The sequence below is a fragment of the Stenotrophomonas sp. AGC87 genome, assembly GCF_057333975.1.
The window spans coordinates 75,502-88,148 of sequence record NZ_JBHFHW010000009.1 but is presented as its reverse complement, the minus strand read 5'-3'; the positions used below and the strand labels follow the sequence as shown (position 1 = coordinate 88,148).

The following is a 12,647-nucleotide window of genomic DNA, read 5'->3' as shown; positions in this document are numbered from 1 at the left end:
GGGCCTACCGGTCGATACGGGGCGTGACGCGCGCGGAAGGGCCCAAGTGTCGAGTTGAGAGAAGACAAAAAAAAACAGGGCCCGGCAATGCCGGGCCCTGCTTATTGAGACTGTACTGCCAGAAGGATTAGTTCTGGACGTTCAGCTCGGTACGACGGTTCTTGGCGCGACCTTCCGGGTTATCCGAACCATCCGGGTTGGTGTTCGGCGCAATCGGGCGGCTCTCGCCGTAACCGATCGGACCGACCAGACGCGAAGCGTCAACGCCGTTCTGGGTCAGGTAGTTGTACACCGAGGTAGCACGACGCTCGGACAGCTTCTGGTTGTAAGCGTCGGTACCCTTGGAATCGGTGTGACCGGCCACTTCAACGCGCAGATCCGGGTAACGCTTCAGGATTTCCGAAGCCTCGCTCAGGATCGCAACCGCGTCCGGACGCAGGTTCGACTTATCGAAGTCGAAGTTCACGCCCTTCAGATCGATCGACACCGGGACCGGGCAACCGTCCGGACCGATGGTCTGACCCGGCTGCGAGTTCGGGCACTTGTCGTCGCAGTTGTTGACGCCGTCACCGTCGTCATCCAGATCGGCGCAGCTCGGCGCAACCGGAGCCGGAGCCGGCACGGCAGCAACCGGGGCCGGGCCCAGCGGGATCACGACGCCGACCGAAGCCAGCACGTCGCCGAACCAGTCTTCGCTCGGAGCAGCAATGCTCTGGTCGTCGAAGTCAGCGCGGTAGGCCACTTCGGCACGCACGGCGACGCGCTTTTCGAAGGTGGTCTGCAGACCGACGCCGAGCTTGGCGGCGAAGTTGCCGTCCTTGCGCTCACGCGGACCGTTGTTGTTCAGCGCTGCGTACTCTTCTTCCGACTTCTGGTAGCCCAGGCCGAACAGCAGGTACGGGTTCCAGCCGCGGCCTTCCTGGATGAAGTGGCGACGCAGGTCGAGCGAGGCGCCGTACTGGCTCCAGTTCAGATCCTGGTTGGCGTCGAAGTTCGGGTTCTGGTAGTTCAGCTCGCCATCCAGCGACCAGTTGGGGCTGATGAACTTACCGAGGCCCAGGGTAACGAACGGAGCGTCGTTGGTCAGACGGTCGCTATCCTGGAAGTTGAAGCCGGCCGAACCGGTCAGGTACCAGCGGTCGTCAAAATCCTGCGCCGATGCAGCCTGGGCGAAAGCCAGACCGCCCAGCAGCGCGGCAGTGAGGATCTTCTTGTTCATTGAGTACAGCTCCTATTTCGGGGGTATGAAACCGGTAGAGGCATGGGCCAGCACTACTGCGTCGTTTTCAGACTGCCGATTCAGCACGCCACCGCCGCGAACATTATGCTCAGGCGAGTGAAGGTGATGTTAACAGTCCCGTAACATGTGAAGACGACCGCCAGACCTCTACCGGGTCCAGCTGGTGGCACCCTATACAGGTTGATGAAATTCCGCAAGACCCAGCAGTGACAAGGGTTTTGCCTAATTCAGGCGACGTCGCGACACATTTTTCACGTTAGGGTTCAAATGGCGATGACGCCTTGATTCAGCGCAAAAACAGCGGCGCCGTGATCCGTATGATGAGGGTGATTCCCCCGTATCCGGAGCCGATATGAAAGCCGTGGGATTGACCCAGTATCTGCCGATTGAAGACCCCGCCGCGCTGCAGGACCTGCGCATTGCGCCACCCGGTGCGCCGCAAGGACGCGACCTGCTGGTACGAATACATGCTGTTTCCGTCAATCCGGTTGACACCAAACAGCGCGCGCCGCGCCCGCAGCAGGAGAATCCAGCGCGGATCCTGGGGTATGACGCGGCCGGTGTGGTGGAGGCGGTGGGCCCGGAGGTCACGGCGTTCGCCCCCGGCGATGAGGTGTATTACGCGGGCGATGTCACCCGCTCCGGTTGCAATGCCCAATACCAGTGGGTGGACGAACGCCTGGTCGGGCGCAAACCCACCACGCTGGATTTCGCCGAGGCTGCAGCGTTGCCGCTGACCACGCTGACCGCATGGGAACTGCTGTTCCAGCGCATGCCGCTGCACTTTGAAGACAGCCGCCACCGGGGGCAGCACCTGTTGATCATCGGCGGTGCCGGCGGCGTCGGTTCGATTGCGATCCAGCTCGCGCGCCATGCCGGCTTCACCGTCATCGCCACCGCCTCGCGCGAGCAAACCCGTGCGTGGTGCATCCAGATGGGTGCCGACCACGTGATCGATCATCGCCAGCCACTGGCTGTGCAACTGCAGGCACTGGGCATCGCGCAGGTGCAGGTGGCGCTGAACCTGGCCGACACCGACCACTACTGGGACGCGCTGGGCGAGCTGCTGGCCCCGCAGGGACATGTGGGGCTGATCGTTGAACCGCGCGGACCGTTGCGCATCGGCGATCCCTACAAAGCCAAATGTATCGGCGTCCATTGGGAGTTCATGTTTGCCAGGTCGCGCTTCCAGACCCACGACATGATCGAACAGCACCGCATTCTGAGCCGTGCCGCCAGCCTGATCGACGCCGGCGAACTGCGCACAACCGCGCATACGCATCTGGGCTCGATCACTGCAGCGAACCTGCGTGAGGCACATCGCCAGCTGGAAGGCAGCGGCGTGATCGGCAAACTGGTGCTGTCCGGCTGGGACTGACGCGCGCGGCAATGTGTCTGCGCAGATTCGCGCGCATCTGTATCTGTCGGCGGTGCGAAGGGCCCCCTACAGTCAGTGGCCCTTCCGGTGAAACCGACATGCCCACGTCCCTGCCCCTGCGCCTGCTGCAACTCCTGCTTGGTCTGTTCCTGTATGGCTTCGGCGCGGCCGTGATGATCCGCGCGGCGATCGGGGTGGCGCCCTGGGATGTGTTGTCACAGGGCATCGCGCTGCAGACGCCACTGTCCTTCGGGGTGGCCACCAATGTGATCGGCGCGCTGGTGTTGCTGCTGTGGTGGCCGATCCGGCAGAAACCGGGTCTGGGCACCGTGCTCAACGTGCTGCTGATCGGCCCCAGCGCGCAGTTCGGGCTGTGGCTGCTGCCCGAAGTGCATGGCCTGGCCTGGCAGATCCCGATGTTCGTGTGCGGCCTGCTGCTGGTCGCGCTGGCCACCGGCCTGTACATCGGCGCGCGCTTCGGCCCCGGCCCACGCGATGGCCTGATGACCGGCCTGCACGCCCGCACCGGCTGGCCGATCTGGATCGTGCGCAGCGCGATCGAAGGCACCGTGCTGCTGATCGGCTGGTGGTTGGGCGGCAATGTCGGGGTGGGCACCCTCGCGTTCGCGCTGCTGATCGGCCCGCTGTGCGGCGTCACGCTGCCGCTGTTCGGTATCGGCAAGCCCGCCCCGGCAGTCGTCACGCCGTAACGGGCGTCCGCCGCGCCAACCAGCGGTCGGCACCTGGCGGGATACATGCGCTTGCTCTTCAGGGCCTTTCGCGGCACCCTGCGGGCTTCCGTACGCAAGCGTATCCACATGTCGCCAGCCGCCGAATCCACCGCTTATCCGCATCTGTTCACGCCGCTCGATCTGGGCTTCACCCAGCTGCGCAACCGGGTCCTGATGGGGTCCATGCATACCGGTCTGGAAGACCGTGCACGCGATTTCCCACGCCTGGCGGCGTATTTCGCCGAGCGGGCGGCCGGCGGCGTCGGGCTGATCGTCACCGGCGGCTTCGCGCCCAACGTGGTCGGCTGGCTCAAGCCGTTCGGCGGCAAGCTGTCCTGGCCGTGGGAGGTCCGCCCGCATCGCCAGGTCACCCGGGCCGTGCACGACAACGGCAGCAGGATCTGCCTGCAGCTGCTGCATGCCGGCCGCTACGCCTACCACCCCCTCTCGGTAGCGCCCTCCAAGCTGAAGGCGCCGATCAACCCGTTCACCCCGCGGGCGCTGTCCGCGCGCGGCGTGGACCGCCACATCGCCGATTACGCGCGCAGCGCGCGGCTGGCGCGCGAGGCCGGCTACGACGGCGTCGAGGTGATGGGCTCGGAAGGCTATCTGATCAATGAGTTCATCGCGCCGCGTACCAACCAGCGCACCGACCGTTGGGGCGGCGACGCGGCGCAGCGCATGCGCTTCGCGGTGGAAATCGTGCGCCGCATCCGCGAGGCCTGTGGGCCGGACTTCATCATCATCTACCGGCTTTCCCTGGTAGACCTGGTGCCCGACGGCAGCAACTGGGCCGAGATCGTGCAGCAGGCGCAGGCGATCGAGGCGGCGGGCGCGACCCTGATCAACGCCGGTATCGGCTGGCACGAGGCGCGCATCCCGACCATCGCCACCTCGGTGCCACGCGGTGCCTTTGCGGGAGTCACCGCCAAGCTCAAGCCGCACGTGCGCGTGCCGGTGATCGCGACCAACCGCATCAACATGCCCGACGTGGCCGAGCGCATCCTCGCCGCGGGCGGTGCCGACATGGTCTCGCTGGCGCGGCCGCTGCTGGCCGACCCTCAGTGGGCCAACAAGTCGCGCGCCGGCCGTCCGGAGGCGATCAACACCTGCATCGCCTGCAACCAAGCCTGCCTGGACCACGTCTTCGAGAACAAGACCGCCAGCTGCCTGGTCAACCCGCGCGCCGTGCACGAGACCGAGCTGGTCTACCGCCCGACCACCGCCCCCCGCCGGATCGCCGTGGTCGGCGCCGGGCCGGCCGGGCTGGCCTGCGCGACCGTGGCTGCCGAGCGTGGCCACGCGGTCACGCTGTTCGATGCCGGCAGCGAGATCGGCGGGCAGTTCAATGTCGCCAAGCGCATCCCGGGCAAGGAAGAATTCCACGAGACGCTGCGCTATTTCCGCCACAAGCTGGACGAGACCGGTGTCCAGGTGAAGCTGGATACCGTGGCCGACGTGGCCGCGCTGGCCGGTTTCGACGAGGTGGTGATCGCCACCGGCATCACCCCGCGCCGGGTCGATTTCCCCGGTGCCGACCATCCCAAGGTGGTCACGTATCTGGATGTGCTGCTTGGCAGGGTCCAGGTGGGCGAGCAGGTCGCGATCATCGGCGCCGGGGGCATCGGCTTCGATGTCGGCGAGTTCCTCGTCCACGAGGGGCCCTCCTCCGCGCTGGACCCGGCACGCTGGATGGCTGAGTGGGGCGTGGACCCGACGTTCGAGGGCCGCGGCGCGCTCGCCAAACCGGCACCTGAAGCACCCGCCCGCAAGGTCTGGCTGCTGCAGCGCAGCCCGGGCAAGCCCGGCGCCCGGCTGGGCAAGACCACCGGCTGGATCCACCGCGCCACGCTCAAGGCCAAGGGCGTGAGCATGCTCGGTGGCGTTGAGTACCTGGGCGTGGATGACAGCGGCCTGCGCATCCGCGTGGATGACCAGGAACAGCTGCTGCCGGTGAGCCATGTGGTGGTGTGCGCCGGGCAAGAACCGCGCCGTGATCTGCACGCCGCGCTTCAGGCCGCCGGCATCCAGGCACAGCTGATCGGCGGCGCGGATGTCGCCGCCGCACTCGACGCCAAGCGCGCGATCGATCAGGGCAGCCGGGTCGCCGCCGCGCTCTGATCCGGGTCGAAACGGACCTGAATACGGGGCTGAACCGCCGATTCAGCCCCACCTCCGAACCTGAATGTCAAGCATTCGGGTTCAGGATGTATTGGGAAATCCCCCCCTATCGTGCGCCAACTTTCCCGCTCACCACCCAGTTCGAGTGAGCGCGCGGACCCCACGTCTATTCGGGTCCGCCCCCGGGCGGCCCCGATGGCCGCCTCCCCATGACGCCAAGTCGTACCCACGCCCCGTCCGCATGATCGGATGGAACAGCCAGGTGCGGCCCACACGGAGCAAGGAGATTTATGAAACTGGCCTGGATTCTCTGGCTGTCACAGTTGTTGCCGCAGCCTGCCGCCGATTCGTTGTGCCTGAGCACGACCGTCTACCTCGAAGCGCGTGACCAGACCCTGCGCGGCCAGCAAGCCGTCGCGGAAGTGGCACTGCGCCGCCTGGACAGCGGCCTGTGGGGTGACTCGATGTGCCAGGTGGTGACCGCCCGCAAGCAGTTCGCCCCGACCATCGTGGCGCCCGGCACCCAGCTCGGCAACGCCGATGCCTGGCAGGAAGCGATGACCGTCGCCTTCGATGCCGAACGCAACTGGGCCCTGCCGGCCGGTGAGCGCAAGGAGATCGTGCCCGGTGCGAGCCACTTCGCCGCCCTGGCAATCGCCAACCCGAGCTGGCGCAACGCCTACCAGGTGGCCACCATTGGCGATCACACCTTCTACCGCGTGCAGAAACTCAAGCCGCGCGCGTCGTAACGGTCTGTTACGGCCATACCGTTGAGGATGCGGGGCCGGCTCTGGAATAGTGGGCGGCTCACCTTCCACCCATCCGCAACGGAGTTCCCATGAAGCTGTACAGCAAGCCCGGAGCCTGCTCCACCGCCGACCACATCGCCCTGCAGTGGACCGGCCAGCCGTTCGAGGTGGAACTGCTCGACAAGGACACCCTGAAGGCCCCCGCCTTCCTGGCCATCAATCCGGCCGGCTCGGTTCCGGCCGTCGTCGATGGTGATTTCGTGCTGACCCAGAACGCGGCCATCATGGGCTACATCGCCGATACCTACCCGCAGGCCGGCCTGACCGGTGACGGCAGCCCGAAGCAGCGCGCCGAGGCCACCCGTTGGCTGTCCTTCGTCAACTCGGACCTGCACCCGGCGTTCAAGCCGCTGTTCGGGCCCGGCAACTTCCTCGAAGACGACACTCAGTTCGACGCGCTCCGTGCCACCGCCCGCAAACGCCTTCGCGGCCTGTTCGAGCGCGCCGATGCACAGTTGGCCGACCGCCCCTGGCTGGCCGGCTTCCGCAGCTTCGCCGATCCGTACTTTTACATCACCCTGCGCTGGGCTGCGGGCGCGAAGATCGACCTGAGCGGCCTGGACAACCTCGCCGCCTTCAAGCAGCGCATGGAGGCCGATACCGGCGTGCAGGCAGTGCTGAAGGCCGAAGGCCTGAACTGACCGGTGCGTCTGATCTAGACGTACAAGAAAAAGCCCGGCAGTGCCGGGCTTTTTCGTTTCCAGCGCGGGCGGCGATCAGCCAACGATCTCGACCACAGTGCCCTCGGCATCGCGCAGTTCGCTCGGCTCCACCACCACCTGCAGCGCCGGCCAGCCCGGGATCGCATAGGTGCCACGGCGCGGCAGGACCGTGGCGACCAGCGCCTGCACCGTGGCCGGTGCCAGCTGGCATTCCAGCGCATCGCCCTCGACCACCAGTGCATTGGCGGCCGCCGGCGACAGCGTGATCTGCCGATCGTTGCCGACCAGCGTCAATGGCTGGCCGAACAGCAACCGCGCCGGCAGCAACGCGAGCAGCGATTCCACCTGGCGCGCGCCCAGCGTCACGGTCAACTGCCGGTCGGCGCCCTCGCCCTGCACCGACCCGCCCAGCTTTTCCAGGAACAGATAGGCCGTCTGCGAACCTTCACGTGCCGCGCCCTCTGCCACCGCGGCAGCAAGCGCGGGATCGTCCAGCAGCGAGCCACGCGCGATATCGGTGATCCACAGCGGCATCTTCGGCAGCAGCGCTTCGAGCACACCGGTGGTCGACCAGCGCTTCACCGCCTCCATCTCGTCATCGGTCAGCCCGATCACCTGCAGGAACTCCAGGGAGCCGTTGGGCGTCTCGCGCGGCGGCAGTTGCGGGTCGCGCATGAAGGCGACGTGCCGCAGCAGCGTATCGGTGTCGGCGACGATCGGCCCGCCTGCGTTGAGGTAGTGACCCTGCTGGAACACCTTGCCGTTGGCGAACACGTAGCGCGCCAGGTTCTGCAGGAAATTCATCGCCCACGGCGGTGGCTCGCTGCCCGCCGCGGCGGCAACCCGGAAGCTCAGCTCGAAGCCGTACCCACTGGTGGCCGGATCATCGCTCTCTTTTTCATACAGCTCGGAGAAGCCATAGCTGACGAAATGCCAGTGCGGCAGCGGCGCATCGTTCCAGTACGCGCTGATGCCGTCCAGCGGGTCCTCACCGCCCAGCAGCGAGCGCAGCACCGGGCCGTAATGCTGCGGCGCCTGCATGGGATACACCGCCTTCAACGCCGCATCGATGGCATCCCACCCGGGTGCGCCGTCGTCCTCGATCTCATCCACCATCGCTATTCTCCCGCACACGAAACAACACCTATTCTAAACAGCGTGCGGCCCGGCCGCCGTCGAGGTGTCGCTTCAGGCGATCACGGGCTCGGTCTGCAGCAGCGCGCGTGTTTCTTCCAGCCAGCGGTTGGCCAGCGCCGGGCTTTTTGCCTTGCTGATCGCAGCGGCCAGGTCCGGCCACAGCTTCTCCAGGCTGCCGGCATCGGTACAGCGCTCGACTTTCAACTGCATGAAATAGCCCTTCAGACCGAGATGCCTGCGCACCGATTCGCTCATCCAGTCATACAGCCGCTTGTACAGCTCCGGATCCTGCTCGCGCCCGGCGGTCAGCGCCGCGGCGACGACCGGTGCGGCACTCCCGCCGACGATCTCGATCAACCCCATCGCCGAGAGCTGCGCCAGCGCATCGTCCGGTGCGCGCAGGCCCGGCAACAGCGCGGTCAACGCGGTGTCATCGCGCTGACCATCGACCATCAGCAGCATGGACCGCAACGCCGGCGGCAAGCGCCGCGCGCGGTCCTCGATTTCCTGACGGCCAGCGGCCGTCTTGGCCTGGATATACGCCATGTGTTCCCCCTTCACGTGGTGCCGTATCACGCGTAGGCCAGCCGTTCGCCGCCACCTGCGCGCCCCTGTGGTCTTCCAGGCCCTCAGTGTCCGGCGGCCGCCCCAAGCGCGCCGTGTCCCCAGCGCGCGGCGGGCCGCCGACAAGGCCTGCAACGATCACGTCCGCAGCTTACCCGAGCGTTCGCGTCGCCGGTAATGCGCTGCAGCATCGTGCAAGGGGGCGGGCTACAGCGTCAGCTCCCCAGTGCGCGCCGGATCTCGTCCAAGGCCGCCGGGTCATCCAGGGTCGACAGATCGCCCGGGTCACGCTCCTCGGCCAGCGCCTGCAGCGACCGCCGCAGCAGCTTGCCCGAACGCGTCTTGGGCAGCGCGTTGACGATATGGATGTGCGCCGGCCGCGCGACTGCGCCCAGGGTGTTGGTTACCCGCTGCATCATCTCGGCCGCCACGGCACTGCCGTCGCCCTGCAGGGCCTGCTTGAGGGTGACGAACACCAGCGGCACCTGGCCCTTGAGTTCATCCTTGACCCCGATCACGGCGGCCTCGGCCACCAGCGGATGCCCGGCGATGCATTCTTCGATCTCGCGCGTGCCCAGGCGGTGCCCGGCCACATTGATGACATCGTCGGTGCGGCCGAGGATGAAGGTGTAGCCGTCTTCATCCTGGATCGCCCAGTCCAGCGAGCTGTAGAGCAGTTCCTTGAAGTGGCTGAAGTAGCTCTGGATGAAGCGCGCATCGTCCTTCCAGACGGTGGTCATGCAGCCCGGCGGCAAGGGCGGGATCATCACCAGCACGCCCTTCTGCCCCGGCGCGACGGTCTCGCCGGTGTTCTCGTCGATGACCTTCATCCGGTAGCCGAGGTTCGGGAAACCGGGCGAGCCGAAGCGCACCGGCTTCATGTCCACGCCCGGCAGCAGCGTCAGTGCCGGCCAGCCGGTTTCGGTCTGCCAGTAGTTGTCGATGATCGGCTTGCCGAGTGCGTCGTTGATCCAGTGCGCGGTCGGCTCATCGAGCGGTTCGCCGGCGAGGAACACGTACTTCAGTGCTTCCAGATCGTGGCGGCGGATGAAATCGGCATCGTGCTTCTTGAGCACGCGGATCGCGGTCGGCGAGGAGAACAGCGTGCGCACGCCGTACTGTTCGCACAGCGCCCACCAGATGCCCGGGTCCGGATGGGTCGGCAGCCCTTCGTACAGCAGCGAGGTGCAGCCGCCGATCAGCGGGCCGTACACGTTGTAGGAATGCCCGACCGCCCAGCCCACATCCGAGGTGGAAAACATCACCTGGCCGGGTTTGCAGTCGAACACCGTCTCCATCGACTGCGCCATCGCCACGGCGTAGCCGCCGACATCGCGCTGCACGCCCTTGGGCTTGCCGGTGGTGCCGGAGGTGTAGAGCAGATAGCTCGGCTCGCTGGATTCCAGCCACACCACCGGCACATCCTGGTCACCCACTTCGGCACGCAGCGTGGCGTAGTCGACGTCGCGGCCGGGTACCTTCGGCTCGGCTGGGTCCAGCCCGCGCGAGACGATCAACACATGCGGTGGCGGCGAGGCGGCTTCGGCGCAGGCGGCATCGACCATCGCCTTGTACGGAATCACTTTGCCACCGCGCTTGCCAGCATCGGCGGCGATCAACAGCTTCGGTTCGGCGTCATCGATGCGCAGTGCCAGGTTGTGCGCGGCGAAACCGCCGAACACCACCGAGTGGATCGCCCCGATGCGCGCGCAGGCCAGCATCGCGAACACGGCCTCGGCCATGTTCGGCATGTAGATCACCACGCGGTCGCCGCGCTGCACGTCCAGCCGCTGCAGCACGGCGGCGAAGGCATTCACTTCGCGGTGCAGTTCGCGGTAGGTGATCTCGCGGGTAACGCCGGTTTCGCTGGAGATGGCAACCAGCGCGAGCTGGTCGGGACGGTCGACCAGATGGCGGTCCACCGCGTTGTAGCAGAGGTTGGTTTCCCCGCCGACGAACCAGCGCCGGAACGGCGGGTTGCTGTAGTCGAGGATCTGCTGCGGCGGGGTATGCCAATAGATGCGATGGGCCTCTTCGCCCCAGAACGCCTCGGGTTCATCGACCGAACGTCGATAGACATCTTCGTAACGCATGACAGCCCTCCCAGACAAAGTCATGGGATCGAGCATAGTCCGATGGCCGTTGGCCGACCGCACGACCTTGGTCGTAGGGAGACCAAAAAAAAACGCCGGGCAAGCCCGGCGTTTCTTCCATCAGGCACCGACCAACGGCCAGCACCTGTCGTGGCGTGCGATCAACCCAGCAGGTGGGCGACGCCGGAGCGCTCTTCTTCCAGCTCGGCCAGGGTCTTGTCGATGTACTTCTGGCTGAAGTCGTCGACCGGCAGATCCTTGACCAGGGTGTACTCGCCGTTCTCGGTGGTGACCGCGAAGCCGAAGATCACGCCTTCCGGGATGCCGTAGGAGCCGTCGGACGGCACGCCCATGGTCACCCACTTGCCGTTGCTGCCCAGCACCCAGTCACGGATGTGGTCGACGGCGGCATTGGCGGCCGAGGCCGCCGAGGACGAGCCACGGGCTTCGATGATGGCCGCGCCGCGCTTGCCCACCGTCGGGATGAAGGTCGATGCATTCCATTCCTGGTCGTTGATCGCCTCGGCGATGGAGGCACCCTCGGCGGTGGCGAAACGGTAATCCGGGTACATGGTCGGGCTGTGGTTGCCCCACACGATCAGCTTCTCCATGCCACCGACCGGCTTGCCGAGCTTGGTCGACAGCTGGCTCAGTGCACGGTTGTGGTCCAGGCGCAGCATGGCGGTGAAGTTGCGCGGGTTCAGATCCGGGGCCGACTTCATGGCGATATAGGCGTTGGTGTTGGCCGGGTTGCCGACCACCAGCACCTTGACGTCACGCTTGGCGACCTTGTTCAGCGCCGCGCCCTGGGCGGTGAAGATCTTCGCGTTTTCCAGCAGCAGATCCTTGCGCTCCATGCCCGGGCCGCGCGGACGCGCGCCGACCAGCAGGGCGATATCGGCGTCCTTGAAGGCCACTTCGGCGTCATCGGTACCGACCATGCCGGCCAGCAGCGGGAAGGCGCAGTCTTCCAGTTCCATCATCACGCCGCGCAGGGCGGCCTGGGCCTTGTCGACCGGCAGCTCGAGCAGCTGCAGGATGACCGGCTGGTCCTTGCCCAGCATGTCGCCGGAGGCGATGCGGAACAGCAGGGCGTAGCCGATCTGGCCGGCGGCGCCGGTCACGGCAACACGAACAGGTGCTTTCATGGGGATTTCCTCTGCTAAGAAACGTAAAAACGGCCCCCTTCACAGGGGGCCGTCGGGATCGGATCAGGCGGTGGGGATCAGCTTGTTCCACTCCGCCACGCGCTCGGCCTGGGCGGCCAGCACGGCGTCGGTGTCGCCTTCCAGGGTGATCGAATGGATCACGTCGCCCTGCTTGACCGAGTCCACGATGGCCTGGCCGTCGAGAACCTGGCCGAACACGGTGTGCTTGCCGTCAAGCCAATCGGTCTTGATGTGGGTGATGAAGAACTGGCTGCCGTTCGTGTTCGGGCCGGCATTGGCCATCGACAGCGAACCGACCTGGTGCTTCACGCCGTTCTTTTCATCTTCGAACTTGTAGCCCGGGCCGCCGGTGCCCTGGCCCTTGGGGCAGCCGCCCTGGATCATGAAGTCCGGGATCACGCGGTGGAAGACCAGGCCGTCATAGAAGCCGTGCTTGACCAGGTTGACGAAGTTGGCGACCGTCAGCGGGGCCTTGTCGGCGAACAGCTCGACCTTGATCGGGCCCTGGGTGGTGTCGAAAGTGGCGATGAGGGACATGCAAATCCTTGGGGTACGGGGGTTTGTCGTTAGCCCCATAGGATACACCGCGCCCCCTGACCAACGGGCGCCTGTTGGACAAACGCGTCGCCACGCGCCCAGGCACCTCCGCGCCGACACGGAAACGCTTTGCTGAATGCCTCAGGGACAGCGGTAGTGGGGGGGGGGGGGGGGGAGCCAGGCAGAACCTGCCGGAGATCATGGGG

General features: G+C 66.3%; 11 protein-coding genes. 5 read left to right on the top strand and 6 right to left on the bottom strand.

Annotation, left to right across the window (positions count from 1 at the left end; translation table 11 throughout):
- Positions 1–127 precede the first annotated feature (127 nt).
- Positions 128–1,219, bottom strand: a complete 1,092-nt coding sequence (locus tag ACE026_RS04085) for an OmpA family protein (RefSeq protein ID WP_486037990.1) — start codon at positions 1,217–1,219, stop codon at positions 128–130.
- 373 nt (positions 1,220–1,592) lie between these two features.
- Between ACE026_RS04085 and ACE026_RS04080 the strand changes: the two genes are divergently transcribed.
- The 5 genes from ACE026_RS04080 (at position 1,593) to ACE026_RS04060 (ending at position 6,920) form a co-directional block, all read left to right on the top strand.
- Positions 1,593–2,618, top strand: a complete 1,026-nt coding sequence (locus ACE026_RS04080; protein ID WP_486037988.1) for a zinc-binding alcohol dehydrogenase family protein — start codon at positions 1,593–1,595, stop codon at positions 2,616–2,618.
- Positions 2,619–2,716: 98 nt separating this feature from the next.
- Complete coding sequence (yczE, locus tag ACE026_RS04075) at positions 2,717–3,328, top strand: membrane protein YczE (protein WP_486037986.1); 612 nt, start codon at positions 2,717–2,719, stop codon at positions 3,326–3,328.
- Between the two features lie 108 nt (positions 3,329–3,436).
- On the top strand, positions 3,437–5,470 hold the full coding sequence (locus ACE026_RS04070) for a 2,4-dienoyl-CoA reductase FMN-binding domain-containing protein (RefSeq protein WP_486037984.1): 2,034 nt from the start codon (positions 3,437–3,439) through the stop codon (positions 5,468–5,470).
- A gap of 290 nt (positions 5,471–5,760) precedes the next feature.
- On the top strand, positions 5,761–6,219 hold the full coding sequence (locus ACE026_RS04065) for a cell wall hydrolase (protein WP_088435200.1): 459 nt from the start codon (positions 5,761–5,763) through the stop codon (positions 6,217–6,219).
- Positions 6,220–6,308: 89 nt separating this feature from the next.
- On the top strand, positions 6,309–6,920 hold the full coding sequence (locus ACE026_RS04060; RefSeq protein WP_486037982.1) for a glutathione S-transferase N-terminal domain-containing protein: 612 nt from the start codon (positions 6,309–6,311) through the stop codon (positions 6,918–6,920).
- A gap of 75 nt (positions 6,921–6,995) precedes the next feature.
- Here the strand turns inward: ACE026_RS04060 and ACE026_RS04055 are convergent, their stop codons facing one another.
- From ACE026_RS04055 to ACE026_RS04035, 5 genes are all read right to left on the bottom strand, one after another.
- Positions 6,996–8,057 (bottom strand): suppressor of fused domain protein, encoded by a 1,062-nt coding sequence (locus ACE026_RS04055; RefSeq protein ID WP_486037980.1) that lies wholly within the window; start codon positions 8,055–8,057, stop codon positions 6,996–6,998.
- 72 nt (positions 8,058–8,129) lie between these two features.
- Positions 8,130–8,624 carry a hypothetical protein gene (locus ACE026_RS04050; protein WP_486037979.1) on the bottom strand — a complete coding sequence of 165 codons (495 nt, stop codon included), beginning with the start codon at positions 8,622–8,624 and terminating at the stop codon, positions 8,130–8,132.
- A 233-nt stretch (positions 8,625–8,857) separates the two neighbouring features.
- Entirely contained in the window at positions 8,858–10,735 is a 1,878-nt protein-coding gene (prpE, locus tag ACE026_RS04045) for a propionate--CoA ligase (RefSeq protein WP_486037977.1), read from the bottom strand.
- Positions 10,736–10,896: 161 nt separating this feature from the next.
- Positions 10,897–11,883 carry a malate dehydrogenase gene (locus ACE026_RS04040; protein ID WP_121042906.1) on the bottom strand — a complete coding sequence of 329 codons (987 nt, stop codon included), beginning with the start codon at positions 11,881–11,883 and terminating at the stop codon, positions 10,897–10,899.
- A gap of 63 nt (positions 11,884–11,946) precedes the next feature.
- Entirely contained in the window at positions 11,947–12,441 is a 495-nt protein-coding gene (locus tag ACE026_RS04035) for a peptidylprolyl isomerase (RefSeq protein WP_088435214.1), read from the bottom strand.
- Positions 12,442–12,647 lie beyond the last annotated feature (206 nt).

What these genes read in the sequence shown, in the direction of transcription:
- ACE026_RS04080 (WP_486037988.1), top strand. Translation starts at nt 1,593, where the DNA reads ATGAAAGCCGTGGGATTGACCCAGTATCTGCCGATTGAAGACCCCGCC.
- ACE026_RS04085 (WP_486037990.1), bottom strand. Translation starts at nt 1,219, where the DNA reads ATGAACAAGAAGATCCTCACTGCCGCGCTGCTGGGCGGTCTGGCTTTC.
- ACE026_RS04040 (WP_121042906.1), bottom strand. Translation starts at nt 11,883, where the DNA reads ATGAAAGCACCTGTTCGTGTTGCCGTGACCGGCGCCGCCGGCCAGATC.
- ACE026_RS04060 (WP_486037982.1), top strand. Translation starts at nt 6,309, where the DNA reads ATGAAGCTGTACAGCAAGCCCGGAGCCTGCTCCACCGCCGACCACATC.
- prpE (WP_486037977.1), bottom strand. Translation starts at nt 10,735, where the DNA reads ATGCGTTACGAAGATGTCTATCGACGTTCGGTCGATGAACCCGAGGCG.
- ACE026_RS04065 (WP_088435200.1), top strand. Translation starts at nt 5,761, where the DNA reads ATGAAACTGGCCTGGATTCTCTGGCTGTCACAGTTGTTGCCGCAGCCT.
- yczE (WP_486037986.1), top strand. Translation starts at nt 2,717, where the DNA reads ATGCCCACGTCCCTGCCCCTGCGCCTGCTGCAACTCCTGCTTGGTCTG.
- ACE026_RS04035 (WP_088435214.1), bottom strand. Translation starts at nt 12,441, where the DNA reads ATGTCCCTCATCGCCACTTTCGACACCACCCAGGGCCCGATCAAGGTC.
- ACE026_RS04050 (WP_486037979.1), bottom strand. Translation starts at nt 8,624, where the DNA reads ATGGCGTATATCCAGGCCAAGACGGCCGCTGGCCGTCAGGAAATCGAG.
- ACE026_RS04070 (WP_486037984.1), top strand. Translation starts at nt 3,437, where the DNA reads ATGTCGCCAGCCGCCGAATCCACCGCTTATCCGCATCTGTTCACGCCG.
- ACE026_RS04055 (WP_486037980.1), bottom strand. Translation starts at nt 8,057, where the DNA reads ATGGTGGATGAGATCGAGGACGACGGCGCACCCGGGTGGGATGCCATC.